Source organism: Sphaerisporangium rufum (assembly GCF_016863395.1).
In the GTDB taxonomy this organism is placed as follows: Bacteria; Actinomycetota; Actinomycetes; order Streptosporangiales; family Streptosporangiaceae; genus Sphaerisporangium; species Sphaerisporangium rufum.
The window spans coordinates 126,575-153,020 of record NZ_BOOU01000046.1; the positions used below are offsets into that span (position 1 = coordinate 126,575).

General features: G+C 73.8%; 22 protein-coding genes and 1 pseudogene. 10 read left to right on the forward strand and 13 right to left on the reverse strand.

Features of this window, described 5'->3' with window-relative positions; genetic code table 11:
- Positions 1 to 132: 132 nt before the first annotated feature.
- The 5 genes from Sru01_RS16440 to rpsT form a co-directional block, all read right to left on the reverse strand.
- Positions 133 to 1,089 (reverse strand): ABC transporter ATP-binding protein, encoded by a 957-nt coding sequence (locus tag Sru01_RS16440; protein ID WP_239137486.1) that lies wholly within the window; start codon positions 1,087 to 1,089, stop codon positions 133 to 135.
- The gene (locus Sru01_RS16445; RefSeq protein ID WP_239137487.1) at positions 1,086 to 2,060 is read right to left on the reverse strand and encodes an ABC transporter ATP-binding protein; all 975 of its coding nucleotides are present in this window, start codon (positions 2,058 to 2,060) and stop codon (positions 1,086 to 1,088) included. The genes Sru01_RS16440 and Sru01_RS16445 overlap by 4 nt, the downstream gene beginning before the upstream one ends.
- A complete protein-coding gene (locus tag Sru01_RS16450; RefSeq protein WP_203985608.1) occupies positions 2,053 to 4,752 on the reverse strand; it encodes an FtsX-like permease family protein in 2,700 nt (899 codons plus the stop codon). The genes Sru01_RS16445 and Sru01_RS16450 overlap by 8 nt, the downstream gene beginning before the upstream one ends.
- Positions 4,749 to 8,063: an FtsX-like permease family protein gene (locus tag Sru01_RS16455; RefSeq protein ID WP_203985611.1), complete on the reverse strand. Its 3,315-nt coding sequence runs from the start codon at positions 8,061 to 8,063 to the stop codon at positions 4,749 to 4,751. Before Sru01_RS16455 ends, Sru01_RS16450 begins: the two co-directional genes overlap by 4 nt.
- A 223-nt stretch (positions 8,064 to 8,286) precedes the next feature.
- The gene (rpsT, locus tag Sru01_RS16460; RefSeq protein WP_203985614.1) at positions 8,287 to 8,553 is read right to left on the reverse strand and encodes a 30S ribosomal protein S20; all 267 of its coding nucleotides are present in this window, start codon (positions 8,551 to 8,553) and stop codon (positions 8,287 to 8,289) included.
- A gap of 347 nt (positions 8,554 to 8,900) precedes the next feature.
- On the opposite strand from rpsT, the gene lepA reads away from it, so the two are divergent.
- Complete coding sequence (lepA, locus tag Sru01_RS16465) at positions 8,901 to 10,727, forward strand: translation elongation factor 4 (RefSeq protein ID WP_373869521.1); 1,827 nt, start codon at positions 8,901 to 8,903, stop codon at positions 10,725 to 10,727.
- Between the two features lie 81 nt (positions 10,728 to 10,808).
- On the forward strand, positions 10,809 to 12,026 hold the full coding sequence (gene hemW, locus Sru01_RS16470) for a radical SAM family heme chaperone HemW (protein WP_203985620.1): 1,218 nt from the start codon (positions 10,809 to 10,811) through the stop codon (positions 12,024 to 12,026).
- Here hemW and Sru01_RS16475 read toward each other — a convergent pair.
- Complete coding sequence (locus tag Sru01_RS16475) at positions 12,023 to 12,850, reverse strand: DUF3097 domain-containing protein (RefSeq protein ID WP_203985623.1); 828 nt, start codon at positions 12,848 to 12,850, stop codon at positions 12,023 to 12,025. The two genes, hemW and Sru01_RS16475, sit on opposite strands and share 4 nt — an antisense overlap.
- Positions 12,851 to 13,030: 180 nt before the next feature.
- Here Sru01_RS16475 and hrcA point away from each other — a divergent pair, with 180 nt between their 5' ends.
- The 3 genes from hrcA (at position 13,031) to Sru01_RS16490 (ending at position 16,131) form a co-directional block, all read left to right on the forward strand.
- Positions 13,031 to 14,041 carry a heat-inducible transcriptional repressor HrcA gene (hrcA, locus tag Sru01_RS16480; RefSeq protein ID WP_203985626.1) on the forward strand — a complete coding sequence of 337 codons (1,011 nt, stop codon included), beginning with the start codon at positions 13,031 to 13,033 and terminating at the stop codon, positions 14,039 to 14,041.
- A complete protein-coding gene (dnaJ, locus tag Sru01_RS16485) occupies positions 14,042 to 15,187 on the forward strand; it encodes a molecular chaperone DnaJ (RefSeq protein ID WP_203985629.1) in 1,146 nt (381 codons plus the stop codon).
- 218 nt (positions 15,188 to 15,405) lie between these two features.
- Positions 15,406 to 16,131, forward strand: coding sequence for a 16S rRNA (uracil(1498)-N(3))-methyltransferase (locus Sru01_RS16490; RefSeq protein ID WP_203985632.1), 726 nt, complete (start codon positions 15,406 to 15,408; stop codon positions 16,129 to 16,131).
- Positions 16,132 to 16,309: 178 nt separating this feature from the next.
- Here the strand turns inward: Sru01_RS16490 and Sru01_RS16495 are convergent, their stop codons facing one another.
- Positions 16,310 to 16,957 (reverse strand): hypothetical protein, encoded by a 648-nt coding sequence (locus Sru01_RS16495; protein ID WP_203985635.1) that lies wholly within the window; start codon positions 16,955 to 16,957, stop codon positions 16,310 to 16,312.
- Between the two features lie 65 nt (positions 16,958 to 17,022).
- Positions 17,023 to 17,628: a SigE family RNA polymerase sigma factor gene (locus tag Sru01_RS16500; protein ID WP_239137488.1), complete on the reverse strand. Its 606-nt coding sequence runs from the start codon at positions 17,626 to 17,628 to the stop codon at positions 17,023 to 17,025.
- A 147-nt stretch (positions 17,629 to 17,775) separates the two neighbouring features.
- On the opposite strand from Sru01_RS16500, the gene Sru01_RS16505 reads away from it, so the two are divergent.
- From Sru01_RS16505 to Sru01_RS16520, 4 genes are all read left to right on the forward strand, one after another.
- Positions 17,776 to 18,120, forward strand: a complete 345-nt coding sequence (locus Sru01_RS16505) for a histidine triad nucleotide-binding protein (protein ID WP_203985641.1) — start codon at positions 17,776 to 17,778, stop codon at positions 18,118 to 18,120.
- 295 nt (positions 18,121 to 18,415) lie between these two features.
- Positions 18,416 to 19,372 (forward strand): PhoH family protein, encoded by a 957-nt coding sequence (locus tag Sru01_RS16510; RefSeq protein WP_445009381.1) that lies wholly within the window; start codon positions 18,416 to 18,418, stop codon positions 19,370 to 19,372.
- Between the two features lie 7 nt (positions 19,373 to 19,379).
- The gene (ybeY, locus tag Sru01_RS16515; protein ID WP_203985647.1) at positions 19,380 to 19,859 is read left to right on the forward strand and encodes an rRNA maturation RNase YbeY; all 480 of its coding nucleotides are present in this window, start codon (positions 19,380 to 19,382) and stop codon (positions 19,857 to 19,859) included.
- Positions 19,856 to 21,166, forward strand: coding sequence for a hemolysin family protein (locus Sru01_RS16520; protein ID WP_203985650.1), 1,311 nt, complete (start codon positions 19,856 to 19,858; stop codon positions 21,164 to 21,166). The genes ybeY and Sru01_RS16520 overlap by 4 nt, the downstream gene beginning before the upstream one ends.
- A 365-nt stretch (positions 21,167 to 21,531) precedes the next feature.
- On the opposite strand, the gene Sru01_RS16525 is transcribed toward Sru01_RS16520, so the two are convergent.
- The 5 genes from Sru01_RS16525 to eccB form a co-directional block, all read right to left on the reverse strand.
- Positions 21,532 to 22,983 (reverse strand): WXG100 family type VII secretion target, encoded by a 1,452-nt coding sequence (locus Sru01_RS16525; RefSeq protein WP_203985653.1) that lies wholly within the window; start codon positions 22,981 to 22,983, stop codon positions 21,532 to 21,534.
- A 24-nt stretch (positions 22,984 to 23,007) separates the two neighbouring features.
- Positions 23,008 to 23,418, reverse strand: a complete 411-nt coding sequence (locus Sru01_RS16530; RefSeq protein ID WP_203985656.1) for a hypothetical protein — start codon at positions 23,416 to 23,418, stop codon at positions 23,008 to 23,010.
- A gap of 86 nt (positions 23,419 to 23,504) precedes the next feature.
- On the reverse strand, positions 23,505 to 23,819 hold the full coding sequence (locus Sru01_RS16535; protein WP_203985659.1) for a WXG100 family type VII secretion target: 315 nt from the start codon (positions 23,817 to 23,819) through the stop codon (positions 23,505 to 23,507).
- A gap of 28 nt (positions 23,820 to 23,847) precedes the next feature.
- Complete coding sequence (locus Sru01_RS16540) at positions 23,848 to 24,162, reverse strand: WXG100 family type VII secretion target (RefSeq protein WP_203985662.1); 315 nt, start codon at positions 24,160 to 24,162, stop codon at positions 23,848 to 23,850.
- Positions 24,163 to 24,332: 170 nt separating this feature from the next.
- Entirely contained in the window at positions 24,333 to 25,775 is a 1,443-nt protein-coding gene (gene eccB / locus Sru01_RS16545) for a type VII secretion protein EccB (RefSeq protein ID WP_203985664.1), read from the reverse strand.
- Positions 25,776 to 25,945: 170 nt separating this feature from the next.
- Here eccB and Sru01_RS16550 point away from each other — a divergent pair.
- Positions 25,946 to 26,446, forward strand: a pseudogene (locus Sru01_RS16550) (hypothetical protein); the annotation flags it as partial.

Sequence of the window (26,446 nt, forward strand, 5' to 3'; positions counted from 1 at the left end):
CCGGCCGGCCGCTGACGTGCCGGCTGCCACATCGACCGGTCGAGCCGAGGGCCGGTCGAGCGGCGGGCCGGTGCGGCCGGGCCGGCGGGCCGAGCCGGGTGCCGGTGAGGCCGAGGCGCGGGCCGGTGCCGGTCAGGCCGGCTGGGGGGCGGTGGGGGTGGCCGGAACGAAGGCGCCGTCGTGCAGTTCCAGGACGCGGTCGGCCAGGGTGATCAGGTTGGGGTCGTGCGTGGCGACCAGCGCGGTCACGCCCTCGCTGCGCACCACGGCCCGCAGCAGCTGCATGATCTGCCGGCCGGTCTGCGAGTCCAGCTGCCCGGTCGGCTCGTCGGCGACCAGCAGCCGCGGGCGGTTGGCCAGCGCCCGGGCGACCGCGACCCGCTGCTGCTGGCCGCCGGACAGCTCGTAGGGCCGCTGGTTCATGTGCTTCTCCAGCCCGACCATCGCCAGCAGCGTCCGCACCCGCTCGTCCCGCTCGGCGGCGGCGGTGCGGGCCAGCCGCATCGGCACTCCGACGTTCTCCGCGGCCGACAGGACCGGGATGAGACCGAACGACTGGAAGACGAAGCCGATGACGTCGCGGCGCAGTTCCAGCAGCCGGGACTCCGGCATCCGGGTGACCGGGTACCCGGCGACGGTCACCGTGCCGCCGTCCGGCCGGTCCAGCCCGCCGACCAGGTTGAGCAGCGTCGTCTTGCCGGACCCCGACCTGCCCCGGATGGCGATCAGCTCGCCGGGATGGGCGGTGAAGGACACGTCGCGCAACGCGACGACCTCTTTCGGGCCGGTCCGATAAACCTTGCGCAGGTTCTCCACCACGACCAGCGGCTCCGTGCCGTCGGCCGGGGGCATGGCCAGGCCGGGCCGGGGCTCGTCGCCCGCTGTCTGGGAACCGGCTACCTGCGGACCGGGGCCGGCCGGGGTGCCGTCCGGTCGAGTCGGGTTCTGGGCCGTATCCGGCTGCCGGCTCGCGGCTTCCTGGTCAGGGGCGACGGTGGTGGGGTGCGGCGGGGTGGTGGGGGGCAGGGGGGCACCGGCCGGGGTGGCGGGGGCCTTGCCGGAGGCGGGGTCGGTGGGGGAGTGGGTCATTGGGGGTCCTCCGGGCGGGGCCGGTCCGGCCATACTCCGATGTGGTCGCGTTCGAGCTCCAGCCGCACCCGGCGTTCCATGGCGAGCGCGCTGGTGAAGTCGCGGGGCAGCTGCAGCCGGCCCACCCGGTCGAGCACCGCGTACTCCTCGGCGATGATCGCGCCGTCGGAGTCCTCCCGGCGCAGCGTCTCGCTGCTGGTCCGCCCGTCGCGGATGCCGACGGTCCGGTCCACCTGCTCCGACACCGTCGGATCGTGCGTGACGATGACCGCGGTCACGCCGAGCTCCCGGTTCGCCCGGCGCAGCGCGGCGAACACGTGCTCGGAGTTCTCGCTGTCCAGCTCGCCGGTCGGCTCGTCGGCCAGGACGACCTGCGGCTCGTTGGCGAGGGCGACCGCGATGGCGACCCGCTGCTGCTCGCCGCCGGACAGCTCTCCGGGCCGGCGGCCGGCGCAGTAGCCGATCTCCAGCAGTTCCAGCAGCTCGTCGGCCCGCCGGGCGGCCGCGGCGCGGGACGCGCGCCCGCGCCGGCCGGCCAGCCGCATCGGCAGCCGCACGTTCTCCCGGGCGGTCAGGTAGGGGAGCAGGTTGCGCGCGGTCTGCTGCCAGATGAAGCCGACGACCTGCCGCCGGTAGTGCAGCCGGTCCTTGGCGGTCATGGCCAGCAGGTCGGTCCCGGCGACCCGGGCGACGCCCGCGGTGGGCACGTCCAGGCCGGACAGCACGTTGAGCAGCGTCGACTTGCCCGACCCGGAGGCGCCGACGACGGCGATCAGCTCCCCCTTGTCCACCAGCAGGTCGAGCCCCTGCAGGGCGACCACCTCGACACCCTCGGTCTTGTAGATGCGCACCAGGTTGTCGCACAGGATGTGGGAGTGCTCGCCGAAGGCGGGCCGGGCGCGGACCGCCTCCGACTCCAGTTCCGACAGCGTCGGCGTGTCGAGCCCGGTCGATGTCTCCAAATCACTCACCCACTCGCAGGATGGAGCCGAGCGACCGGCGGCGGCCGATCGCGGCGTGCAGGAAGGCGCCCGCCATGGTGACGGCGACGAGCCCCGCGGCCAGCAGGACGGGCGTGGTGACGTTCAGCTGGTACGCCGGGACCGCCTGCCCGCCCGCGTACGCGCTCAGGTCGATGCCGCGGCCGAGCGCCGCCGGCAATACGAGCCCGAGGGCCAGGCCGGCGCACGCGGTCAGCAGGACCAGCGGGGTGATCTCCAGCACGGTCAGGCCGGCCGCCTGCCGTTCCGACAGCCCGAGGGTGCGCAGGTAGGAAAGGGCGCGGGTGCGGTCGGTGGCCCCGATGACCAGGGCGAGGATCACGGTGAGCAGCGCGTAGCCGGCCAGCGCGACGGTGGCGAGTGCGAAGGAGTTCTTGATCGTGCCGGTGAGGGGGGTGTCGTTCACCTTGGCGAGCGAGCCTTCGAAGGTGGTCACCAGGATGTCCCGGCGGCCGCCGGTGGCCTCGGTGAGCCGGGCCTGGTCGACGCCGTCGCCGCCGATGAGCAGCATGGTGGTGTGATCCCGGGAGCCGGCGCGCCTGGACGCGTCGTAGGGCACCACGATGAGGCTCCGCTCGGCGAAGGCGACCCCCGGCAGCCCGCCCTGGACGACCCCTTTCACGGCGAGCTGCATCCGGACGTGCCAGCCGATCTCGAAGGAGCCCAGCGCGTACAGGTCGGGGGAGACCAGCGCGGGGACGGCGCGCCCGCCGGGGTCGGCGGGCGCCTGCGGCACCCGCAGCGGGGTGCCGGCCACCAGCCGGCGGTAGGCGTCGAGGTCGATGGCGACGACGGTGGCGGTGCGCCCGCTCAGCCCCACCTGGGCGGTGCCGCGGTCGGCGGGGACGACGGTGCGGACGCCGGGCACCCGGCGCACCCGGTCGACGGTCGCCGGGGCGAGTTCGGCGGCGCTGTCCACCCGGGCGCCGGCGCCGGTGGCCTGCCAGGCGGCCGCCCGCTGGGCCGCGTCCAGGGTGCCGCCGGCCACGGCGCCGAACACCGAGACCGCGAGCGCCGGCAGCAGGATCAGCATCGGCAGCGCGGTGACCGACCTGGCGCGCGCGGCGAGCGCGAGGCCGACGAACGGCACCGCGGGCCGGGCGCGGGCGGTCAGCCAGGCGACCAGGCGCAGCGGGTAGGGGTAGCAGCGCAGGGTGATCAGCGCCGCCGCCACGGTGAGCGCGGCGGGCACCAGCATGAGGAACGGGTCGCCGCCGCGGGCGGCGGCGTCGGTGGCCAGGCCTCGGGTGCGCAGCAGGTAGGCCCCGGCCAGGGCCAGTGCCACGACGAGCACCTCCAGCACGACGCGGCGCGGCGAGACGCGGCGGGCCACCATGTCCTCGCGCCGGTCGGCGAGCGGTCTGCGGTGGGTCAGCGGCAGCAGCACCGCCGCGTACCCGATGGGGGCCAGGGCCAGCAGCAGGGTGCCGATGTGCACGACCGGGGTGACCGGTCCGGGGATCAGGAAGGTGAGCCCGTAGCCGGCCAGCACCGGCGGCAGCACGGCGAGGGCCACCGCCGCGGCCCCGGTGCCGGCGATCCGCCCGGTGGACGCGCCGCGGGCGCGGGCCAGGGCCAGCGCCGGGCGCAGCCGCTCGGCCAGCAGCCGGGTGGCCAGCCCGAGCACCCCGGCGGCCACGACCAGCACCCCGCCGAGTACGAGGAACAGCAGGGCCTGCGCGGTGGCCAGCCGGGCCAGGAACCGTTGCAGCATCTCGGGCAGCGCGGTGGTCACCTCGTAGGGGGACACGCCGAGCGCGCTGACGTAGTCGAGCACCCGGTAGGCGTCGGTGGTCAGCTCGCGCCGGTACTCGATGACGCCGCCGGTGGTGGCCGCGGCGTTGCGCGCGTCGATCGCGGTGGTGCGCACCGGGACGACCCACTCGTAGCTGAGCTCGCGGTCCTGCCGGCTGAGCAGCGGGATCGACGCGGTGGAGGTGAGCGCGGTGATGTGGTTCTCGTCGACGTCGCCGCCCGGCGGGCGGCGGACGGTGACGTTCAGCGCGTCCAGGTTGTGGTTCCAGTACGGGCCGCCGGGCTCCAGCGGCTGGAACAGCGCGGTGACCCGGGCGATGACCGGCCGGCTGTTGCCGAGCAGCAGGGTGGTGCCGATCTTCAGGTCCATCTGCCGGGAGGGCCCGGCGGCCACCGCGACCTCGAACAGCGGGAGCTCGCCGAGGTCCGGCCGGCCGGGCACGCGCATGACCGACGGCGCGCCGGGAGCGGCGCCGGCGACGTACCGGACCCGGCGGTCCGCTCCTTCCAGCCACGCGACGTTGACGTACTGGTAGGCGCGTGGCGGCGAGCCGATCCGGCCGGCCACCGGGGTGCCGTAGGTCTTGATGGCGGAGTGCCCGTGGCCGCCGGGGCGCCGGTCCAGCACCGCGGCCAGCGCCGGCGGCGCGGCCGCCACGAAATGGGTGTACGCGGCCCGCAACTGGTCCTCGCCGGACAGTCCGGCCACGCCGCCGGGCGGGCGCATCGCCACGGTGATGTCGGTGATGTTCGCGCCCACCTGGTCGAGGGTGCCGCGCAGGGAGGTGTCGTAGGAGCGCTCGAACATCCGGGGCAGCCCGGCCACCAGCAGGACCGCGCTGAACGCCAGCAGTGCCAGCACGGTCGCGGTGCCCCGGTGCACCCGGAGCAGGAGCACAGGGTTCATCGGTCCTCTCCGATGCGCAGGGCCCGTCCCAGGCCCTGGCGCCGCAGCGAGCGGGCCAGGCCGGCGACGATGGCGAACAGCAGCACGGCGACCGCGGCGAGCAGCGCCAGGGTGGCCGGCCACGGGATGTCGAGCAGAACCGGCGGGGTGACCGAGGCGGCCTGCCCGGTGAGCACGATGTGCGGGACGACAAGCGTGGCGACCACCACGGCGAGCAGCGTGCCGCCGAGCAGGGACAGCCCGATCATGAACGTCTGTTCCACGGCGAGCAGCCCGAAGATCTGCCGGAAGCTGACGCCGAGGGCGCGCAGGATGGCGAACTCGGCGGCGCGCTCGCGGGCGGCGACGGCGGCGTTCACCAGGAAGCCGAGCAGGGCGAACACCAGGGCGGCGGCGAAGCCGAGGACCAGCGCCCCCTGCAGCCCGGAGGCGAGCGGGTCGTCGCGGAGCCGCCGGGTGAGGGTGTCCAGGTCGATGATGGTCTGGTCCCAGTCCAGGTGCCGGGCCAGTTCGGCGCGGACCGGGGCGGTCCGGTCGTCGCGCGCCGATATCCACCATTCGACGACCGGTCGCGGGTCGCGGCCGTCGAAGGCGTCCCTGGTCTGCAGGGTGGGCAGGTCGGCGAGCACCGCCGGGGTGCCGGCCGGGGTGCCGGGCATCGCCTCGACGATCCCGGCCACCTGCACCAGGACGGGCCGGCCGTCGAGGTTCATGCCGGTGGTGCGGCCCTGGACCAGCTTCTCGGCGGTGGCCAGGTCGGCGGTGACGACGATCGGCAGCGGCCCGAAGATCCGGGCGCCGGGCCGGTCGGGGGGCAGGAAGTAGTCGGCGGGGGGTGCGCCGGCCGGGACGGCCATGGCGGCGACCACCGCGTATTCTCCGGGCCCGTCGCCCTGGTCGGCGTCCGCCGGCGCCGGCACGGTGAGCGTCAGCAGCGCCGGGCCGGTGGTGGCCCGCGCGCCGGAGACGCGGTCGGTGCCGCGCACGCCGGGCGCCCAGGCCAGCCCGGCCTGCAGGGCGACGGCGGAGCCGGCGTCGGTCTCGGCGTCGGTAAGGTCCAGCCGCAGGCCGGTTCCGGAGCCGGGCACCGGGATGTCCAGCAGCAGGCCGCGCAGGCGCAGCGGGTAGGCTAGCCTCCCTTCGCGGCCCGCCAGCGCGGCCAGGTCGAAGGTGACCCGCCGGGGCCGGCCGGTCAGGCCGGCCGGTCCGGCGCGCACCTCCTTGCTCACGCCCAAGGCGTCGGTGACGACGGCGCGCAGGCCGGTGGTGTCGTACGCCTTGCGGGCCTTGCCCCGGTCGAGGGTGAGCCGGGCGTCCATGCTGAGCGCGCGCGGCCGGCCGGGCAGCTCCAGGCCGGGCACGGCGGGCCGGCCGGCGGCGAGCCGGCCGGCCAGCGTGGCGACCGGCCCGGCGGTCAGGTCGTCGCGCAGCAACATCAGCCGGTCCAGCTTGCCGGCGTCCGCGGCGATGAGCATCGGGGTGGTGGCGTTGAAGGAGACGGTGCCCCGGTGCACCGGGCTGAGCCCGGTGACGCCGTCGAGCGCCGCGTAGGCCGGGCCGCGGCCGAGGGAGCCGAGCCGGGCGTTGTCCGGCGGCACCACGACGCGCAGGTCGGCCGCGGCCTGGTGGCGGGCCTGGTCGATCTGCGAGGTCCGCCAGGTCGCCGCGGTGGCCATGGAGACCACGCCGATGGCGACCGCCATGGTGAGCAGCAGGGCGGGCCCGGAGTAGCGCATGGGACGGCGGCTGACCTGCCAGGCGCCGAGCGCCGGGGCGAGCCCGGGGCGCCGGGAGGTGAACAGTTCGGCCAGCCGGGAGATCCGCGGCACCAGCCGCAGGCCGAGCATCCCGCCGCACAGCAGGGCCAGGGCCGGGCCGGTGACGATGAGCGGGTCGATGCCCAGGCCGCCGCCCGCGGTGGCCGTCACCGGCGCGCCGTACCTCTGGAGCTGCCAGATGGCGAGCGCGGCCACCACGAGCAGGGCCAGGTCGCCGCCGGCCCGCTCCAGCAGGCCGCGGCGGTCGCCCCGGCCGCGGGCCGCCTGCTCCTCGATGTAGGTGCGCCGGGAGCCGCGCAGCGCGGGGAGCGCCAGCAGCACGGCGCAGGCCAGCGCGACGCCGGCCGAGACGGTGAAGGCGAGGACGTCGGGGGTCGGGGCCAGCCGGATCCCCGACGACCGGATCCACGGGATGCGGTTGACCAGCGTGAGCAGCAGCGGGGCCAGGAACGGCGCGGCCACCGCGCACGGCACGGCGACCAGCAGTGCCTCGCCTCCGGCGAGCAGGGCGATCGCCGGGCCGCCGGCGCCCCGGGACCGCAGCAGCGCGACCTCCATCCGCCGGTGTTCGGCGAGCAGCCGTGCGGTCAGCACCAGGGCGTAGGCGGCGAGCAGCAGCAGTTGCAGGACCGGCACGAGCATGGTGGACCGGGCCACCAGCGCGGCCTGGTCGAGTTGGGTCAGCATGTCGGGCAGCCGGCTGAAGGTGGTGCATTCCGGGCAGTCGCGCCGCACGGTGTCGCCCAGGGCGCCCACCGACGCCGCCAGCGGGCGCAGCCCGCCGGGCGCCAGGGCGCTCAGGTCCGGCGCCGCGGTCCAGGTGGCGCTGACGCTGCCGCCGGCGAACCGGGTGAGGAAGGTCTCCTTGGCGACCAGCAGCGGCCCGTAGGTGGTGTAGTTGCCCCGTTCGACGCCGCCCCGCAGCAGTTCGTCGCCGCGCCACCGCTCGTCGTAGGGGTCGGCGAGCCGGAAGACGCCGGAGACCCGGGCCCGGGCCGGCCGGTCGTCCAGCCGGCCCACCACGGTGAACTCCTGGCCCAGGGACAGGCCCATCGCCCGGGCGGCCGGCTGGGAGAGGGCCACCTCGGCGGGCTCGCCGCGGGCCGCCGGGCGCGGCCAGGCGCCCTCCGACAGCCGGGCGTGCCGGTCCAGGCCCTCGGCGAAACCGAACCGGGTCAGTTCGGGCCGCCGACGGTACTGCTGGCCGGGCATGGCGTAGGAGTCGGAGCGGACGCTCACCGTCACCGCGGCGGGTACCCGGTGCCCGCCGACCTGCCGGGCGACCGCGTCGCGCACCGAGCGGTCGGCGCCGGCGAACGTCGCCTGGCGGACCGGGGAGCTGACGGTGATGGCCGTGATGGCGGCCGGCGCGGTCTCCATGGTGCGGCGGACGCCCACCTCGGCCACCGACGAGGCGTACATCGCCAGGGCGACCAGGCTGGTGGTGGCGAGCAGGATGGAGCCGAGGGCCGCGAAGAGCAGCAGGGGCTCGCTGAACGCGCGACGCAGCACCAGAGGAGTCCGCCCCCGCATGAACCATCCTCCCGCCCACGTGCCGCCGCGTGGGCAGCACGCTATGGTCGGCGTCCCCTCCAGGAGAATGGCCGCGGCGGGACGTGACGGACCCGATACCCCGCGGCGACGGCGGTGTTATCTCGAAATCATGACATTTGCGTACCCGACACCCGGCGGGCATGGCAAAACGCCGCGCCCGGTGTCGGGACGCGGCGTCGCTCGGCGGAACCCGCCGGACGGCCTACTTGCTCAGCGCGCCGACCCGCCGGGCGATCGCCGACTTGCGGTTCGCGGCCTGGTTGCGGTGGATGACGCCCTTGCTGACGGCGCGGTCGAGCTGGCGCGAGGCGGCCCGCATGAGCTCGGCGGCCTTGTCGGCGTCGCCGCCGTCGGCGGCCTCGCGGAACTTGCGGACGGCCGTCTTCAGGGACGACTTGACGGCCTTGTTGCGCAGCCGGGCCTTCTCGTTCTGCCGGTTGCGCTTGATCTGGGACTTGATGTTCGCCACGAAGAAGCCTCGGTGAATGTCGATCGGATGGGGCGCGCGGGCAAGAGGGCGCGCCACACGCAGTTGAACAGGATACCAACATGCCAGGTCCGCGCTCAAATCATGGACCATGGCACACGCCTGCTCCCCAATGGTAGCGCAGCGGCGAGTTCGACGGTCTTGGCGCCCGTTAAACTGGAGGACGGGCGCGGCACCGGCGCGCCGGCGCGACGATGGCCGCAAGGCGGCGTCCGGCCGGTGTGCGAGGCCGCGCCGCTCCACACGTCCGGTGCCCGGGTATCGCTGGGTGCCAGGCGGGGGCGGCCCGCCCCCGCCGATCATCGTCAATCCTGCCGAAACGGACCCCGGTGCGCATCCACCCTGGCCAGACCGACCCCGCGTTGATCCGCAACTTCTGCATCATCGCGCACATCGACCATGGCAAGTCCACGCTTGCCGACCGGATGTTGCAGCTCACCGGCGTTGTCGACGACCGGCAGATGCGCGCGCAGTACCTCGACCGGATGGACATCGAGCGCGAGCGGGGCATCACCATCAAGTCGCAGGCCGTCCGGCTGCCCTGGGACGGTCACGTGCTCAACATGATCGACACCCCCGGCCACGTCGACTTCACCTACGAGGTGTCCCGGTCGCTGGCCGCGTGCGAGGGGGCGGTGCTGCTGGTCGACGCCGCGCAGGGCATCGAGGCGCAGACCCTGGCCAACCTCTACCTGGCGATGAGCGCCGACCTGCACATCATCCCGGTGCTCAACAAGATCGACCTGCCGGCCGCCCAGCCGGACAAGTACGCCGAGGAGCTCGCCGGGCTGATCGGGTGCGACCCCTCCGACGTGCTGCGGGTCTCCGGCAAGACCGGAGCCGGCGTCAAGGAGCTGCTCGACCACGTCGTCGAGCACGTGCCCGCGCCGGTCGGCGACGCCGCCGCCCCGGCCCGCGCCCTGATCTTCGACTCGGTGTACGACACCTACCGGGGCGTCGTCACCTACGTCCGGGTGATCGACGGCGACCTGTCCAAGCGGGAGCGCACCGTGATGATGTCCACCGGCGCCGCGCACGAGACCCTGGAGATCGGGGTGATCTCTCCCGAGCCGGTGCCCGCGCCCTCGCTCGGCGTCGGCGAGGTCGGCTATCTGATCACCGGGGTGAAGGACGTCCGCCAGGCCCGGGTCGGCGACACGGTGACCTCCGCGGCCCGGCCCGCCACCCAGGCGCTCGGCGGCTACGAGCACCCCAACCCCATGGTCTACTCCGGCCTCTACCCGATCGACGGTGACGACTACCCCGAGCTGCGCGAGGCGCTGGACAAGCTCCGGCTCAACGACGCGGCGCTCGCCTACGAGCCGGAGACCTCCGCGGCGCTCGGCTTCGGCTTCCGCTGCGGCTTCCTCGGCCTGCTGCACATGGAGATCGTCCGCGAGCGGCTGGAGCGCGAGTTCAACCTGTCGCTGATCTCCACCGCCCCGAACGTCATCTACCGGGTGGTCATGGAGGACGGCACCGAGACGATCGTCACCAACCCCTCCGAGTTCCCGTCCGGCAAGATCGCCGAGATCCACGAGCCGGTGGTGAAGGCCACGCTGCTGTCCCCGGCCGACCACATCGGCGCCATCATGGAGCTGTGCCAGAGCCGCCGCGGGTCGCTGCTCGGCATGGACTACCTGTCGGAGGACCGGGTCGAGATCCGCTACACCCTGCCGCTCGGCGAGATCATCTTCGACTTCTTCGACCAGCTCAAGTCGCGCACCCGCGGGTACGCCTCGCTGGACTACGAGACCTCGGGCGAGCAGCGGGCCGACCTGGTCAAGGTCGACATCCTGCTGCACGGCGAGGCGGTCGACGCGTTCAGCGCCATCGTGCACCGCGACAAGGCCTACTCCTACGGCGTCGAGATGGCCAAGAAGCTCCGCGAGCTCATTCCGCGGCAGCAGTTCGAGGTGCCCATCCAGGCCGCCATCGGCTCCCGGGTGATCGCCCGGGAGAACATCCGCGCCATCCGCAAGGACGTGCTCGCCAAGTGCTACGGCGGCGACATCAGCCGCAAGCGCAAGCTGCTGGAGAAGCAGAAGGAGGGCAAGAAGCGGATGAAGATGGTGGGCCGGGTCGAGGTGCCGCAGGAGGCCTTCGTCGCCGCGCTGTCCACCGAGTCGGCCGCCGCCGACAAGCCGAAGAAGTGACCCGCCGCGGCCGGGGCACCGGTACGGACACCGGTACGGACACGGGTACGAACACCGTTATGGACAGGGCACACTGAAGCCGTGCCCTCCGTAGTCCTCGACGGCGACCCGGTCCCGGCGTCCGGCGAGCTCCCGGCCGAAGCCCTGGCCGGCCTCGGCGGCCGGCCGTTCGGCTTCTACGTCCACGTGCCGTTCTGCGTGACCCGCTGCGGCTACTGCGACTTCAACACCTACACCGCCGCCGAGCTCGGTCCGGGCGCCTCCCGGGCCGACTACGCCGCGACCGCGATCGCCGAGATCCGGCTGGCGCGGCGGGTGCTCGGCGACGCCGACCTGCCGGTGCGCACGGTCTTCTTCGGCGGCGGCACGCCCACCCTGCTGCCCGCCGCCGATCTGGTGGCGATCCTGCGCGCCATCGGCGAGGAGTTCGGGCTGGCGGCGGACGCCGAGGTGACCACCGAGGCCAACCCCGAGTCGATCGGCCCGGCGGCGCTGGCCGAGCTGCGGGCCGGCGGGTTCACCCGGGTGAGTCTCGGCATGCAGAGCGCCCGCGAGCACGTGCTCACCGTGCTCGACCGGCGGCACACCCCCGGCCGGGCCGCCGCCGCGGTCGCCGAGGCGCGCGCGGCCGGGTTCGAGCACGTCAGCCTGGACCTCATCTACGGGACGCCGGGGGAGAGCGACGACGACTGGCGGGCCTCGCTGGACGCCGCCATCGCCGCCGGCCCCGACCACGTGTCGGCGTACTCGCTGATCGTCGAGGACGGCACCCGGCTGGCCGCGCGGATCCGCCGCGGCGAGCTGCCGATGCCGGACGACGACGTCGCGGCCGACCGCTACGCCATCGCCGACGCGGCGCTGTCGGCGGCCGGCTTCTCCTGGTACGAGGTGTCCAACTGGGCGGTCGAACCCGCCGCCCGCTGCCGGCACAACCTGCTGTACTGGACCGGCGGCGACTGGTGGGGCGTGGGCCCCGGCGCGCACGGCCACGTCGGCGGCACCCGCTGGTGGAACGTCAAGCACCCGGCCGCCTACGCGGCCCGGCTGGCGGCCGGCGACTCGCCGGGGCACGCCCGCGAGGTGCTGTCGGCCCGCGACCGTCACGTGGAGCGGCTGATGCTGGAACTGCGGCTGGACACCGGCTTCCCGCTCGCCGAGGTCGACCCGGCGGCCCGCCCGGCGGTGGCCCGCGCCCTGGGCGACGGGCTGCTGGACCCCGGGGCGTTCCGGTCCGGCCGCGCGGTGCTCACGCTCCGCGGGCGGCTGCTCGCCGACGCCCTGGTGCGTGATCTCACCTAGGCCTCCTCGTCACCCGCCGCGGTGACGAAGTCGATCAGCTCCTCCACCCGGCCGAGCAGCTCCGGCTCCAGGTCGGCGAACGTGCGCACCGCGCCGAGGATGCGCCGCCAGGCGTCACCCGGCTCCGTCCGCCAGCCCAGCGCCTCGATCACGCCCTCCTTCCACGGCACACCGCGCGGCACCACCGGCCAGGCCGGGATGCCGAGGACCGACGGCTTCACCGCCTGCCAGACGTCCACGAACGGGTGGCCGGCGACGAGCACGTACGGCGAGGCCACCTGGGCGGCGATCCGGCTCTCCTTGGACCCGGAGACCAGGTGGTCGACCAGCACCCCGAGGCGGCGGCCGGGCCCGGGGCCGAACTCCGCGACGATCGCCGGCAGGTCGTCGACCCCTTCCAGGTACTCGACCACGACCCCCTCGACCCGCAGGTCATGACCCCAGATCTTCTCCACCAGGGCCGCGTCGTGCACGCCCTCCACGTAGATCCGGCTCTCCCGGGCGACCCGCGCCCGCAGGCCGGCCACCGCGACCGAGCCGGAGGCGCTGCGCCCCGGGGCGCGGGGCGCGGCGGCGGCCGGGCGGACCAGGGTCACCGGCCGGCCGTCCAGCAGGAACGCGGCCGGCGCCAGCGGGAACACCCGCCGGTTGCCGAACCGGTCCTCAAGGGTGACCGACTCCTTGTCGCAGGCGACCACCGCGCCGCAGAAGCGGCCCTCGGCGTCCTCGACCACCAGGTCCGGCTCGGCGGGCACCACGGGGATCTGCCCCCGCCGTGGCCTGCGCCAGTCTCCGGCCAGCACGTCGCGTCCGTAGTCCCGCATGACCGGGCACGCTAGCAAAGATCGGGCACCGGCCGGCCGCCGCCCGGCGGAGATCGCAACGGACGGGTTATCGCACGCCGTCTGCGGGAGCCGTACACTTGGCACTCGGGAACACAGAGTGCCAGCCTGGCCGTTCCTGGAAAGGCACGGACGCGACATCTCGTACAGGAGGTGAGCAGGTTGCTCGATGACCGTAAGCTCGCGGTCCTGCGCGCCGTGGTCGAGGACTACGTGTCCACCAACGAGCCGGTCGGCTCCAAGGCGCTCGCCGAGCGGCACAACCTCGGCGTCTCGCCCGCCACCGTGCGCAACGACATGGCGGTGCTGGAGGAGCAGGGGTACATCACCCAGCCGCACACCAGCGCGGGCCGGGTGCCCACCGACAAGGGATACCGGCTGTTCGTCGACCGGCTGTCCCAGATCAAGCCGCTGTCGGGCGCCGAGCGCCGGGCGATCGAGACCTTCCTGGCCGGGGCGGTCGACCTCGACGACGTGGTGACGCGCACGGTGCGGCTGCTCGCGCAGCTCACCCGGCAGGTCGCCGTGGTGCAGTATCCCTCGCTCACCCGGTCCACCGTCCGGCACGTCGAGCTGGTGCCGATCGCCGAGCGGCGGATCATGCTGGTGCTGATCACCAACACCGGCCGGGTCGAGCAGCGGGTCGTCGACCTGCCCGAGGCCGCCGGGGACGACCGGATCGCCCACCTGCGGGCGGTGCTCAACGCCAACCTGGACGGCTGCGGCCTGAGCCGGGTGCCCGACACGGTGGCCGCCCTGCCCGAGCGGCTCGCCGAGGAGGACCGGCCGCTGGCCGCCACCATCCTGTCGGTGCTGCTGGAGACGCTGGTCGAGCGGCACGAGGAGAAGATCGTGTTCGCCGGTGCGGCCAACCTGGCCGGCGACTTCACCGTCGGCCTGCGCGAGGTGCTGGAGGCCCTGGAGGAGCAGGTCGTGCTGATGCGCCTGCTCGGCGAGGCGTCCGACCCGGCGGCGCTCACCGTGCGCATCGGCCGGGAGAACCCCTATTCCGGCCTGCACGGCACCTCTATCGTCGCCGCCGGATACGGTTCGGGCGACAATGAACTGGCCCGGCTCGGAGTGCTGGGCCCGACGCGAATGGACTATCCGGTGACGATGGGAGCGGTGCGCGCAGTGGCACGCTATGTCGGCCAGATTCTGGCGGGGTCATAGGTGGCCCGCGACTACTACGGCATCCTCGGCGTGCGCCGGGACGCGAGCCAGGACGAGATCAAGAAGGCCTACCGCCGGCTCGCCCGGGAGCTGCACCCCGACGTCAACCCGGACCCGGCCACCCAGGAGCGCTTCAAGGAGATCAACCAGGCGTACGAGGTCCTCTCGGACCCGAACAAGCGCCAGATGTTCGACCTCGGCGCCGACCCGTTCGGCGGCGCGGCCGGCGGCGGCCCCGGCGGGGCGGCCGGCTTCGGCGCGGGCTTCCCGTTCAGCGACATCATGGACGCCTTCTTCGGTGGCGCCGGCGCCGGCGCCCGCGGCCCCCGGTCCCGGGCCCGCCGCGGGCGCAACGCGACGATCCGCGTGGAGCTCGACCTGGCCGAGTCGGCGTTCGGCACCACCCGCGAGCTGGCGGTGGACACCGCGGTGCTGTGCGAGGTCTGCCACGGCTCGGGCGCCGCGGCGGGCACCCATCCCGACACCTGCGACATGTGTCACGGGCGCGGTGAGATCTCCCAGGTCACCCGGTCGTTCCTGGGCCAGGTCATGACCGCCCGGCCCTGCCCGCAGTGCGGCGGCTTCGGGTCGATCATCCAGCATCCCTGCCAGGAGTGCTCCGGCGACGGGCGGGTCCGCACCCGCCGCACGATCAAGGTGCGCATCCCGGCCGGGGTCGAGGACGGCACGCACATCCAGCTCGCCGGCGAGGGCGAGGTCGGCCCGGGCGGCGGCCCACCCGGCGACCTGTTCCTGGAGATCGTCGAGCGCCCGCACGAGATCTTCGAGCGGCGCGGCGACGACCTGCACTGCACGGTGCAGATCCCGATGACCGCCGCCGCGCTCGGCACCTCGCTGACCGTGCAGACCCTGGACGGCGCCGAGGAAATCGACGTGCGCCCCGGCACCCAGGCCGGGCAGGTCATCCCGCTGTACAACCGGGGCATCCAGCGGCTGAACGAGACCGGCCGGGGCGACCTGCTGATCCATGTGAACGTGGAGACCCCGTCCCGGCTGGACCCGGCGCAGGAGGAGCTGCTGAAGGAGCTCGCCAAGCTGCGCGGCGAGGAACGCCCGCCGGGCAAGTTCGCCCCCGGGCAGCAGGGCTTCTTCTCCCGGCTGCGGGACGCGTTCAACGGCCGCTGACCGAGCCGCCGGCCGGGCGGCCGGCGTGAGCCACCGACCGGACCGCGGACCGGGCCACCGGCCAGGGTGCCGGCCACGCCGTTGATCGGGCCACCGCCGGGTCGCCGACCGGGCCGGTACTCGCCGCCGGCGCTCGGTGGCACCGCTGGGCGGGTGCACGCGCGGCCCTGGCCGGCCGGGTGTTCGCGCGGGCCGCGGGCCCTGGCTAGGGTTTGCGGGTGAGCGTCCCCGTCTTCCTCGCCGACGACCTGTCCGCCGACGAGATCGTGCTGTCCGGTCCGGAAGGGCGGCACGCGGCCACCGTGCGCCGCCTGCGCGCGGGTGAGCGGGCCGATCTCACCGACGGCCGGGGCGCGGTCGCCGAGTGCGTCGTGCGGGACACGGCCAAGGACCGGCTGCGCCTGGACGTCATCGGCCGCCGCCGGGTGCCCGAGCCGCGGCCGCGGCTCGTGGTGGTGCAGGGCCTGCCCAAGGGCGATCGGGGCGAGCTCGCCGTCGAGATGATGACCGAGGCGGGGGTGGACGTCATCGTGCCCTGGGCCGCCGCCCGGTGCGTCACCCAGTGGAAGGGCGACCGGGCGGCCAAGGCGCTCGCCCGCTGGCGGTCCACCGCCCGGGAGGCCGGCAAGCAGGCCCGGCGCTTTCACCTGCCCGAGGTGACCGAGCAGGCCGGCACCGAGGAGGTGGCCCGGCTGCTCGGCCGCGCGGCGCTGGCCGCCGTGCTGCACGAGGACGCCGACCGCCCGCTGTCCGGCCTGGAGCCGCCGGTCACCGGCGACATCGTGCTGGTGGTCGGGCCGGAGGGCGGCATCACCGGCGACGAGATCGACCGCTTCCGCGCCGTTGGCGCGCATCCGGCGCTGCTCGGCCCGACCGTGCTGCGCACCTCCACGGCCGGGGTGGCCGCCGCCGCCGTGCTGCTGGCCCGCTGCGGCCGCTGGTAGGCCCTCCCCGCCCTTACCGCGCGGGGGGACGTCGCCGTCGTACCGGCGCCATCCGGGGCACCGGCCGGCGTTGGCTCGCGACCGGCGAGCGCGAACCATTCGCCGCCATCCTGCGCGCCGACCTTTCCGTGGTTCCCGCCACACCGCCCGCAGGCTCGGGTCCGCCTCGAGCGGGCGGCTAGGTGGCCGACGGGGCCGGTTCGGTCGCCACCAGCGGCGACTCGCTCGGTGCCGCGGTCGGGGTGGGCGGCGGCGGGTCGGGGTCGGTGGTCGCCGTCGGCGTCGGCGCCGGCGGCTTGGGCGACCGGGTGGGCTGGGTGGTCGGCGGCGGCGGCACCGGGGTGGGCGACGGTGTCGGCGTGGGGCCGGGCCGGGTGGTGTGCTGCGGCCCGGGGTCGCCGGAGGTGGGATCGGCGCACGGGTGCGCCGAGTCGCGGGCCCCCTGCTGCGGCGGCGGTGGCGCCTGGTCGGCGCATTCGCCGCCGGTGGACACCGACGGGGTGGCGGTGGGCGGCAGCGCCGTCCCGGACGGCGTCGGGCTGCCGGACGGGCTGGCGGGCGGCGGCTGCGAGACGCCGGGCGGCAGGTTGACGTTCGGCGGCCGGCGGGTGCTGGAGTCGTCCGGCGGGCGGGTCTCGTACTGGATCGGCACGATCGGCCGCTCGGTGATCTGCTCCCGGAACCCGGGCACCGCCATCACCACGGTGGCGGCGACCAGGAACGCTCCCGCGGCCGAGGCGCCGGCCCGCAGCCAGAAGACGTTCCGCCAGCCGCGCCGCTTGTCGATGCGGTCGCGGATGATCGACAACCCTTCCGCGGAGGGCATGACGGAATCCGCCTCCGCGCGCAAGACACGGCGGAGGACGTCGCCGTACTCGTCGGGGGACTCGGTCATGACAGTTGCTCCAGTACCGTGCGCAGGGCGGCCATGCCGCGGGCCGTGTGGCTTTTCACCGCGCCCTTGCTGATGCGCATGGCGTGGGCGATCTCCGCCTCGGACAGGTCGCCGTAGTAGCGCAGCACCAGCGCCTCGCGCTGCCGGGCCGGCAGCCCGCGCAGTGCCTCGATCACGGCGGTCCGCTCGAGCTCACCGATGGCGCCGTTCTCCGCGCTCGGCGCGTCGGGCAGCCCTTTGGGGGCGTACTTCTCCACGACGGCACGATGGCGGAGCACGGAGCGCGATCGGTTGACGACCGACTGGCGCAGGTAGGCGAGTGCCTTGTCGGTGTCGCGCAGCCGGCGCCACGCCCCATGGAGGGCGACGAACGCGTCCTGCACGACCTCTTCGGCGGTCGCGGCATCACGGACCAAGAGCATGGCGAGCCGGACGAGGGACCGGTAATGCGCACTGTAGAGCGCAGTCACGGCCTCGTCGGCGTCCCATCCGACGGGCACCGCCCCGAGCGACCTTTCGGCCACGAGGGTCTCGGTGGTCACATCCGTTGGACGCGCGGCCTTCTCCGAGGGTTTACGCTCTGCCGGTTCTTTAGGGGGCATGACCCAGATGTGTCCTCGCCGGTGGCCTCGCCGACACTTGAGTTGTCTGCCGGTGCAGTGTCGCACACCAACCTTATCGGCGCGGATCTTTCGGCGGGACCGCCGCTGTTATTACCGATTGGCAACAGAGGTGACTAGCATTCCGGCGTGACAGAGTGCCTTTTCTGCAGGATCGCGGCGGGGGAGATCCCGGCGACGATCGTCCACCGGACCGAGCGCACCGTCGCCTTCCGCGACGTGAACCCGCAGGCGCCGACGCACGTGCTGGTCATCCCGACCGACCACTACGAGAACGCCGCGGCGCTGGCCGCGGCCGGCGACGGCCTGGCCGGCGAGCTGCTCGCGGCCGCCCACGAGATCGCCGAGCGGGAGGGCGTCGCCGAGGACGGCTACCGGCTGGTGTTCAACACCGGTCCGCAGGCCGGCCAGACCGTCTTCCACGTGCACGGGCACGTCATCGGCGGGCGCGACCTCGGCTGGCCGCCCGGCTGACCGGCCGGGGGCGTGCCGGGCCGTCCTGCGGGAGCGGCGCGGTCCCGATACCATGGTCTGGAAGTCGCCGGCCCGCAGGGCCGGACGCGACCTTCGAAACGACGCTCGGGCGAGCGGCGGCCCGGCCGCCGCGACGCCGCACATGAACAGACCGGGAGGCGAGCAGGCCGCAAGGCCGCCCATGTCCGAGTCAACCGAGAACCGCACCGCGTCCGGCGCCCAGGCCGGCGTGGCGCCGCGTACCAAGGGCCCGTCCCGCACCCAGGCCAAGGTCGTCATCCCCGACGAGTACCCCATGGTGAGCATCCTCGGCTCCCGTGACGAGCTGCTGCGGGTGATCGAGAAGGCCTTCCGCGCGGACGTGCACGTCCGCGGCAACGAGATCACGATCAGCGGCAGCCCGGAGGAGAGCGGCCTGGTCGTGCGGCTCTTCGAGGAACTGGTGGAGCTGGTCCGCTCCGGCGCGCAGCTCACCGCGGACGCGGTCGAGCGCAGCATCGCCATGCTCCGGATGAGCTCCGCCCGCCCGGCGGACGTGCTGTCGCTGGACATCCTGTCCTCGCGCGGGCGCACGATCCGTCCCAAGACGGTGAACCAGAAGCGCTACGTCGACGCGATCGACCGGCACACCATCGTGTTCGGCATCGGTCCGGCGGGCACCGGCAAGACCTACCTGGCCATGGCCAAGGCCGTGAAGGCCCTGCAGGCCAAGGACGTCAACCGCATCATCCTCACCCGGCCGGCGGTCGAGGCGGGGGAGCGGCTGGGCTTCCTGCCGGGCACCCTGTTCGAGAAGATCGACCCCTACCTGCGCCCGCTCTACGACGCGCTGCACGACATGCTCGACCCCGACTCGATCCCGCGGCTGATGGCGGCGGGCACGATCGAGGTGGCGCCGCTGGCGTACATGCGCGGCCGCACGCTGAACGACGCCTTCATCATCCTGGACGAGGCGCAGAACACCTCGCCCGAGCAGATGAAGATGTTCCTCACCCGCCTGGGCTTCGGCGCGAAGATCGTCGTCACCGGCGACGTCACGCAGATCGACCTGCCCGGCGGCCAGCAGAGCGGCCTGAAGGTCGTGCAGGATATCCTGGAAGGCATCCCGGACATCCATTTCAGCAGGCTGACCAGCGCGGACGTCGTGCGGCACAAGCTCGTGAGCGACATCATCGACGCCTACAGCCGCCACGACCTGGCGACGGCCGAGCCGCACGCGATCAAGGGCGGCAAGCGCCCGCGGGGGAGATAGCGCGACCATGAGCATCGAGGTTGCCAACGAGTCCGGCGTCGAGGTCGACGAGTCGGCGCTGGTGCGGCTGGCCGGGCACGTGCTGGCGCGGATGGGCGTCCACCCGCTGGCCGAGCTGTCCATCCTGGTGGTGGACGAGGCGGCGATGTCCGAGCTGCATGAGAAGTGGATGGGCGAGCCCGGGCCGACGGACGTGCTCGCCTTCCCGATGGACGAGCTGCGGCCGAGCCTGGGCGGCTCCCGGCAGGACGCCGAGGCGCCGACCGACCCGGCGCTGCTCGGTGATGTGGTGCTCTGCCCGCAGGTGGCGGCCCGGCAGGCCGCCGAGGCCGGCCACTCCACCCGGGAGGAGCTGGAACTGCTCTGCACGCACGGCATCCTGCACCTGCTCGGGTACGACCACGCCGAGCCCGAGGAGCACGCGGAGATGTTCGGGCTGCAGGGTGAGCTGCTGGACGCCTGGCGGGAGGTGCGGCGCGAGCCGTGAGCGCTCCCGGCGGGTGGCTGGTGTCGGCCGCCCTTCTGATCATCGTAGGTGGCCTGCTGGCCAGCGCGGAGACGGCGCTCGCCCGCATCTCGCGGGTCCGGGCCGACGAGTTCGCGCGCAAGGGCGGCCGCCGGGCGCAGCGACTGCAGGCGATCGTGGCCGACCCGCCCCGCTACCTCAACCTGCTGTTGCTGCTGCGCCTCAGCTGCGAGCTGATCGCCACGGTGATCGGCACGCTGCTGTTCATCGACTGGCTCGGCGACCGGGGCCAGGCGTACGCCGCAGCGGCCGGTGTGATGATCATTATCAGCTATGTGATCGTCGGCGTCTCGCCGCGCACCCTGGGGCGGCAGCACGCCGAGCCGATCGCGCTGGCCAGCGCCCCGATCGTGTACGGCCTCACCCGCATCTTCGGGCCGCTGCCCAAGCTGCTCATCCTGCTGGGCAACGCGCTGACGCCCGGCAAGGGCTTCCGGGACGGCCCGTTCACCTCTGAGGCCGAGCTGCGCGACCTGGTCGACCTGGCCGAGGAGCGCCGGGTCATCGAGCCGGACGAGCGGCAGATGATCCACTCGGTCTTCGAGCTGGGCGACACGCTGGTGCGCGAGGTCATGGTTCCGCGCACCGACATGGTCTTCATCGAGCGCGGCAAGACGCTCTCCCAGGCGCTGTCGCTCGCGCTGCGCAGCGGCTTCTCCCGCATCCCGGTGGTGGGGGAGAACGAGGACGACGTGGTCGGCATCGCCTACCTGAAGGACATCGTGCGCCGGGTGCACGAGGGCGTGGCCGGTGACGGCGCCGACCAGGAGAAGGTCGGCTCGCTGATGCGCCCGGCGACGTACGTGCCGGAGAGCAAGCCGATCGACGCGCTGCTGCGCGAGATGCAGGCGCGCCAGATCCATCTGGCCATCGTGATCGACGAGTACGGCGGCACCGCCGGCCTGGTCACCATCGAGGACATCCTGGAGGAGATCGTCGGGGAGATCGCCGACGAGTACGACCAGGAGGCGCCGCGGGTGGAGTGGCTGGACGACGGCGGCGCCCGGGTGACCGCCCGGCTGCCGGTGGACGAGCTGGCCGAGCTGTTCGACACCGAGCTGGAGGTCGAGGACGTCGACACCGTCGGCGGGTTGCTGGCGCACGCGCTGGGCCGGGTGCCGATCGCCGGCTCGCAGGTCACGGTGGACGGGCTGGCCCTCATCGCGGAGAGCACCGCGGGCCGGCGCAACCGCATCAACACCGTGGTCGTGCACCGGACCGCCCCGGCCGAGGACGCCGAGGTCTCCGCCGCCGCCGAGCAGGACTGACCCGCGCCGGTCCGGGCGGCCGCGCCGCCCGGCGGACGTTCTCCTGTTTTATCCGCCTCGGGAGAGCTCTGGGGCTTTCGCCAGCATGCGCGGCAAGTGTTCGTTAAGTGAGTTGCAAGTGGTGGCTGGGACATTGATCACAGGCGCCCACCGGCTCGGGGCGCCGGTAAAGGGGAGGGCCGGTGTGCCGGGAGGGGTTCGCGGCACACCGGCCGAGCCGGGGGGAAGGGTGACCGCCCGGACCGGGACGCCGATCCGGCGTGGAAAAGACGATGTCCCCGCCTGTGCTGGGCAGGCGGGGACATCTTTTCGTGCGGGCCCCGGTACGGGCACGGCCGGAGATCCGGCGCCGCGGTCCGCGGGCGTCAGCAGATCACGTTAGGGGCGACCGGGTCGTCGCCGCCCCACACGCTCTCGTCCTCCACCAGCCAGGTGCTCCGCTCGCGCTCCTTGTCGCCCTCGCCGCCGGCGCCGCCGCCCATCGGCATGAACGGCATGCCGCCCATCGGGTTGCCGCCCATGGCGGCGTTGCGCGCGGCCAGCGCCGGCGTGGCGGCCGCCCCGCCGCCGCTCGCGTACCAGGAGCCGCCGCTCTTGTTGCCGCCGCCGTTGCCGGTGTTCCCCTCGCCTCCGGTCCCGCCCGGAACGCCGTTCTGCGTGGTGCCGCCGGTGAGGTTGGGGTTGACCAGGGCGTTCGAGGTGGGCAGCCCGTTCTGGTTCGGCAGCCCGTTCTGACTCGGCAGGCCGTTCTGACTCGTCAGCCCGGGCGGGGTCTTCAGGCCGTTCGGGTTGGCCGGATCGGTCAGCCCGTTCCCCTGGCCCAGGTCGGCCAGTTGGGACCTGCGGGCCGGGTCGTCGATGTCGCCCGTTCCGTTCCCGGCGCCGCCCGCCTGGTTCCCGGTGCCACCGGCACCGTTTCCCCCGGAACCGGTGCCCGGGTAGCCGGGCGGGTAGCCGGTGCCCCCGCCGTTCCCGGTGCCGGTGCCGGTGCCGTTTCCGCTCCCGGGTACGGTTCCCGGCGGATAGGTGCCGGGGGGGTAGGTACCGGGCGGGTAAGAGCCGGGGGGGTAGGAGCCGGTGCCACCGGCCGTCCCGTCCAGGCCGGGCCGCGTGGAGCCGTAGCCGGCCGACCCGTCCAGCGCACCGGGTGTCCGGAAGGAACCGGTGCCGTCGGTGCCGCCCGGGTAACCGGCGAGCGAGGTGTTCCCGAGGTCGGAGCCGCCCGGGTAGCCGCCGAGGCCGGGTACCTGGGTGAGCAGCGGCAGCGTGGCGGGGTCCGGCGCGGGCAGCTGGGTGGTGACGGCCTCCGGCAGGTTCTGGTACGTCCCCACGAGCCGGACGTTGAGCTTCTCAAGGCGCTGCTGGGCCTGCTCGTTCTCAGAGTCCCAGGTGGAGGCGCCGGTGGAGGCCCATCCCCACCAGCTGTCATCCCAGCTCGCGGCGCCGCTGTCCGGCAGGTCCGCCTTGGCCTCGCTGATCGCCTCAGAGTAGGTCCTGTGCACCTCGCCGACCTGGCGGGCCCGGTAGGCGATCTCGCGGGCGGAGGCGTGCAGCAGCCGCAACCCTTCCTGGAACTGCGGGGACGACTTGGTCTTCCAGTCGCCGGCCAGCGTGCCGGCCACCGACTCGATCCGCGAGACGAAGCTCTCCATCCGGGCGGCGAGCTGAAAGTAGGCGTCACCAGCCTGGGCGACCGCCGCCGGATCGGTGTTCTGCAGCTTCTGACGGACGCTCTCGACGCCGCCATAGGTGCTGGAGTCCCCGCGCGGGGTTGCGGTGCCCACCCGGATCGGCTGAATGTCGCTTGTCTTCTTCATCTCGGCCCATCGCCTTGCTGTCGGTCAGGCATCGACATTCGATGTGTTCCGCGGAATCGTGCTCTTCTCCTCGGCCTGGTCGAGGTTGCCGATGCTGGCCAGACCGGTCTGCACCGTGGATAGGCCCTGGATGAAGAGGTTGCGCGAACCGGCGACGATGGCCGCGTGCGCCTGTGCGAAGACCGGCGAGATCCCCTGCGGCACGTCCCAGTCGCCGAGGTGCCCCTGGGCCACCTTCCCGTACGCCTCCAGGTGCTTGGGCGTGCCGGGCGTGGTCGCCTCCAGCAGTTCGTCCATCTCGGCCAGGAGCGACTTGAGTACGTTCTTGACCTGCGGGCGGACGACGTCGACGTCCTCGTCCACCGACAGCCCGGGCCACTTCGGCTCGAGCTGGAAGCCCTCGTACGCGGCGCCGCCACCGTCGTTAACGATCATCGTGCCCCCTCGAACGGAGAATCCGCCCTGATGGCGCGGATGCACCTCAGGGCGGGGTCAGTCGTGGTGAATCGGGTGAGTGCCGGTCACCGGCCGTCGAACATGGCGACGTTGGCCTTCTCGGTGAGGTGGAAGTTCTCGTGGCCCTGCTCGATGACCGCGCCGAGCTGCTGGAGCAGCTGGGCCATCCGGCCGGACGCCGCGTCCCACTGCTGCCGTGCCTGGAAGTAGGCGGTGCGCGCGTCGCCGTCCCACTCGCCGAGCAGGCGGTCGAGGTCGGTCTCCAGCTGCTGGAGGGTGCCTTCCATCGCCTGCCACTGGCGGGCGAAGTCCTGCCGGCCGGTGGCCATGGTGCCGAAGTTGACCAGCGTGCGGTCGATGTCGTTGTTGATGCCAGCCATGAGTGTCTCCGTTGGTTCGTTCGGGTGGTCAGCTGTTGATGCTGGCGCTCAGCCGGTTGGCCACCGCGGCCTGGTTCTCTTCGGCGGTGCGGTACTGCTGCTCCACCTTCTTCAGCCGGTCGGCGAGCGAGTGCAGGGTGTTGAGCACGCCGGTCAGCTCGTGGTTCCACTGGGTGTAGACGCTCTCGAACGCCATGCCGGACTGGCCGCCCCAGCCCGCCCGTAGCTCGGCGACGTGCCCCTGGAGCTGGGTCTGGATGCTGGCGATGAGCGAGTGAGCCGTGTCGGTCTTCTTCGCGGATTCCACGATCTGCGGAAGATTCGCGGCGGTCTGCTGGGCCACGGGGTGCCTCCATCAAGTGCGGCCGGGCATGCGGCGGCACGCCTTGCGGCTTCGCATCGACTGCCCCCGCGATGCTGATCATCTGCAACATTAGGATCAATCCCCCCACAGCGGACAACCGTCATGTTGCGACTCGGTAACGCTTTTTCGTCACGCCGCCGAGCCGCTGCTCAGGGCTTCGGCGGCTCCGGAACGCCGACGGGCACGGGTTTGCGGGCCGCCGCCGGGTCGAGCGTGGGCCCCTCGGGGATCAGGTGCAGCAGGTGCGCGGGCACCGGCGCGACGTCCCCGGCGTCGTACCCGAGCCTGGCCACCAGGTCGGCGGACGCCAGTGCGAACCGCCGTCCCTGATCGGTGATCAGCCAGTAGGTCCGCACCGCGGCGAGCTGGCCCTCGCCCGGCAGCAGGCCGGCCAGCGCGGCGCCGCCGGGCGGCAGCAGCACCTGGTCCACGTGGTCCTGGCCGGCCGTGCCGAGGTCCGCCGGAACCGGGATGCGGATCCGCGACCCCAGGGTGAGCCGGGCCCGGGTCGACCCGGACCTGGTGTCGGAGTAGACCGCGCACAGCGGCACCGCCGGATCCGGAGTACTGATCTTGGGCATGGTGGCCGGCAGGCCCTCGGCGGCCAGCGAGGTGCGGGACTGCGGGAAGGCGTTGGCCCGGGCGGCGTCCAGCTCGATCTCCGCCACCGGCTCGCGCCCGTAGGCCCGTTCGCTGGCCGGGTCGCGCAGCAGCAGGGCCGCCTGGGTCTCGGTGATCGAGGCCAGCCCGTCGGACAGCAGTACGTACCAGCGCGGCCGCTCGCCCTGGGCGATCGACGGTGACTTGTAGATCCGTCCGACCGCGGAGGCGTCGCCGGCCGGCCCGCGCGTGGCCCGGCCGCGGCCGGGGATCGCGGGCGGGCCGAAGTCCGGGCCGATGGGCAGCGCGTTGAGCCAGGTCGCCGGGATCTGGCGCGGCCGTTCGGCGGTCAGGGCGCGGACGCCGGAGTCGGTCACCCGCATCCGGCGGTCGGCCAGGATCACCCAGGACTGGTCGCCGTCGTCGGCGATCATCGCCTCCGCGCCGAACGGCCGACCGCCGACGTCGGTGCCGCCGACCAGCGAGACGTACGGCCGGCGGGTGCCCTCGGCGTCGGCTGCTTCGGCCACGCAGGTGGACCACGGTCCGTGGACCAGCTTCTCTCGCCTCGGCAGCGAGTCGGGCGCCCCGGGGATGCCGACGAGGGTGCCGCGGGTGAAGCCGGTCAGCGAGGCGGCCGACACGGTGCGCACCGTCGCCTCGGGGGTGTCCAGCAGCAGGCGACCGGAGACGTAGTTGGCGGCCGGGATGAGCTTCTTCTCCCGCTCGCTGTAGGCGTAGACGGCGCCGCTCTCCTCCTCGACGATGAGGGTGCCGGGGGCGGTGAGCGACGTCGCGCCGCCCGGCTTGAGCAGCCCCCAGATGCCGAACCCGGCCGTCACCAGGATGGCCACCAGGACCCCGCAGAACAGGGCCACGTTGTGCCGGCGCATGGGCGACTCGGGCACATCCGGCTCGGCCTGCAGCAGCGCCATGCCGAGGCGCTGGGTCATCAGCCGGTGCGCCTGGTAAAGATCACGACGGGTCTGCATGCCACCTCTGCCTCGCTGGCGGATCGTCGCCGACAGCATAGAAGCCGGCGGCACGGCAGCGGCGCGCCCGGCATGCCCGACGATGGCGGGGTTTCGGCTTCCTGTACGCCCCGGTGGCCGCTGGGCTAGTCTGCGACCCACGGAGGATCATGCGCGGGACGGGGACGAAAGTGAGCGAGCGACTCGGCCTGGAAGCACTGCTGAACGGGGAAGGCCCCGCCGCGGGCGCCGGCCCGGAACCCGGCGGGGGCACCGCGACGCTGGTCGGCGGCCCTGGCCCGGACGCCGGTGCCGGTGGCCTGCCCGGCCGGCCGGCACCGGACGGCGGATCCGGCCCGGCGCCGGACGCCGGCCACCGTTTCGACACGACCGTCGGTGGCCCCGATCCGGATACCGGCCGGCCGGACGGCGCCCCGGGGGACGGCGGGTTCGCGAGCGTGCCCCCTGGGGACGGCGGGTTCGCGACGCTGCTGTCCGGACCGCCTGGGGACGGCGGGTCGGGCACGATGGTCGGCGGGCCGGATGACGGGGGGTTCGCCACCGTGCTGTCCGGGCCGGCCGGTGGCGGTGGACCCGGCACGATCGACGCCGCGCCGGGACCGGACGGCGGGTTCACCTCCGTCATCACCGGGCCGACCACGCCGCCGGCCGGACCGACCGGCGGGGACGAT

Bases quoted from the DNA above. Each gene is read 5' to 3' on its own strand.
- Sru01_RS16475 (WP_203985623.1), bottom strand. From the start codon at position 12,850: ATGCGGGACTACGGACGCGACGTGCTGGCCGGAGACTGGCGCAGGCCA.
- Sru01_RS16440 (WP_239137486.1), bottom strand. From the start codon at position 1,089: ATGACCCACTCCCCCACCGACCCCGCCTCCGGCAAGGCCCCCGCCACC.
- Sru01_RS16530 (WP_203985656.1), bottom strand. From the start codon at position 23,418: ATGATCGTTAACGACGGTGGCGGCGCCGCGTACGAGGGCTTCCAGCTC.
- Sru01_RS16525 (WP_203985653.1), bottom strand. From the start codon at position 22,983: ATGAAGAAGACAAGCGACATTCAGCCGATCCGGGTGGGCACCGCAACC.
- Sru01_RS16535 (WP_203985659.1), bottom strand. From the start codon at position 23,819: ATGGCTGGCATCAACAACGACATCGACCGCACGCTGGTCAACTTCGGC.
- Sru01_RS16500 (WP_239137488.1), bottom strand. From the start codon at position 17,628: ATGCCCCCTAAAGAACCGGCAGAGCGTAAACCCTCGGAGAAGGCCGCG.
- Sru01_RS16495 (WP_203985635.1), bottom strand. From the start codon at position 16,957: ATGCCCTCCGCGGAAGGGTTGTCGATCATCCGCGACCGCATCGACAAG.
- Sru01_RS16510 (WP_445009381.1), top strand. From the start codon at position 18,416: ATGGTGAGCATCCTCGGCTCCCGTGACGAGCTGCTGCGGGTGATCGAG.
- Sru01_RS16450 (WP_203985608.1), bottom strand. From the start codon at position 4,752: ATGAACCCTGTGCTCCTGCTCCGGGTGCACCGGGGCACCGCGACCGTG.
- Sru01_RS16455 (WP_203985611.1), bottom strand. From the start codon at position 8,063: ATGCGGGGGCGGACTCCTCTGGTGCTGCGTCGCGCGTTCAGCGAGCCC.
- ybeY (WP_203985647.1), top strand. From the start codon at position 19,380: ATGAGCATCGAGGTTGCCAACGAGTCCGGCGTCGAGGTCGACGAGTCG.
- eccB (WP_203985664.1), bottom strand. From the start codon at position 25,775: ATGCAGACCCGTCGTGATCTTTACCAGGCGCACCGGCTGATGACCCAG.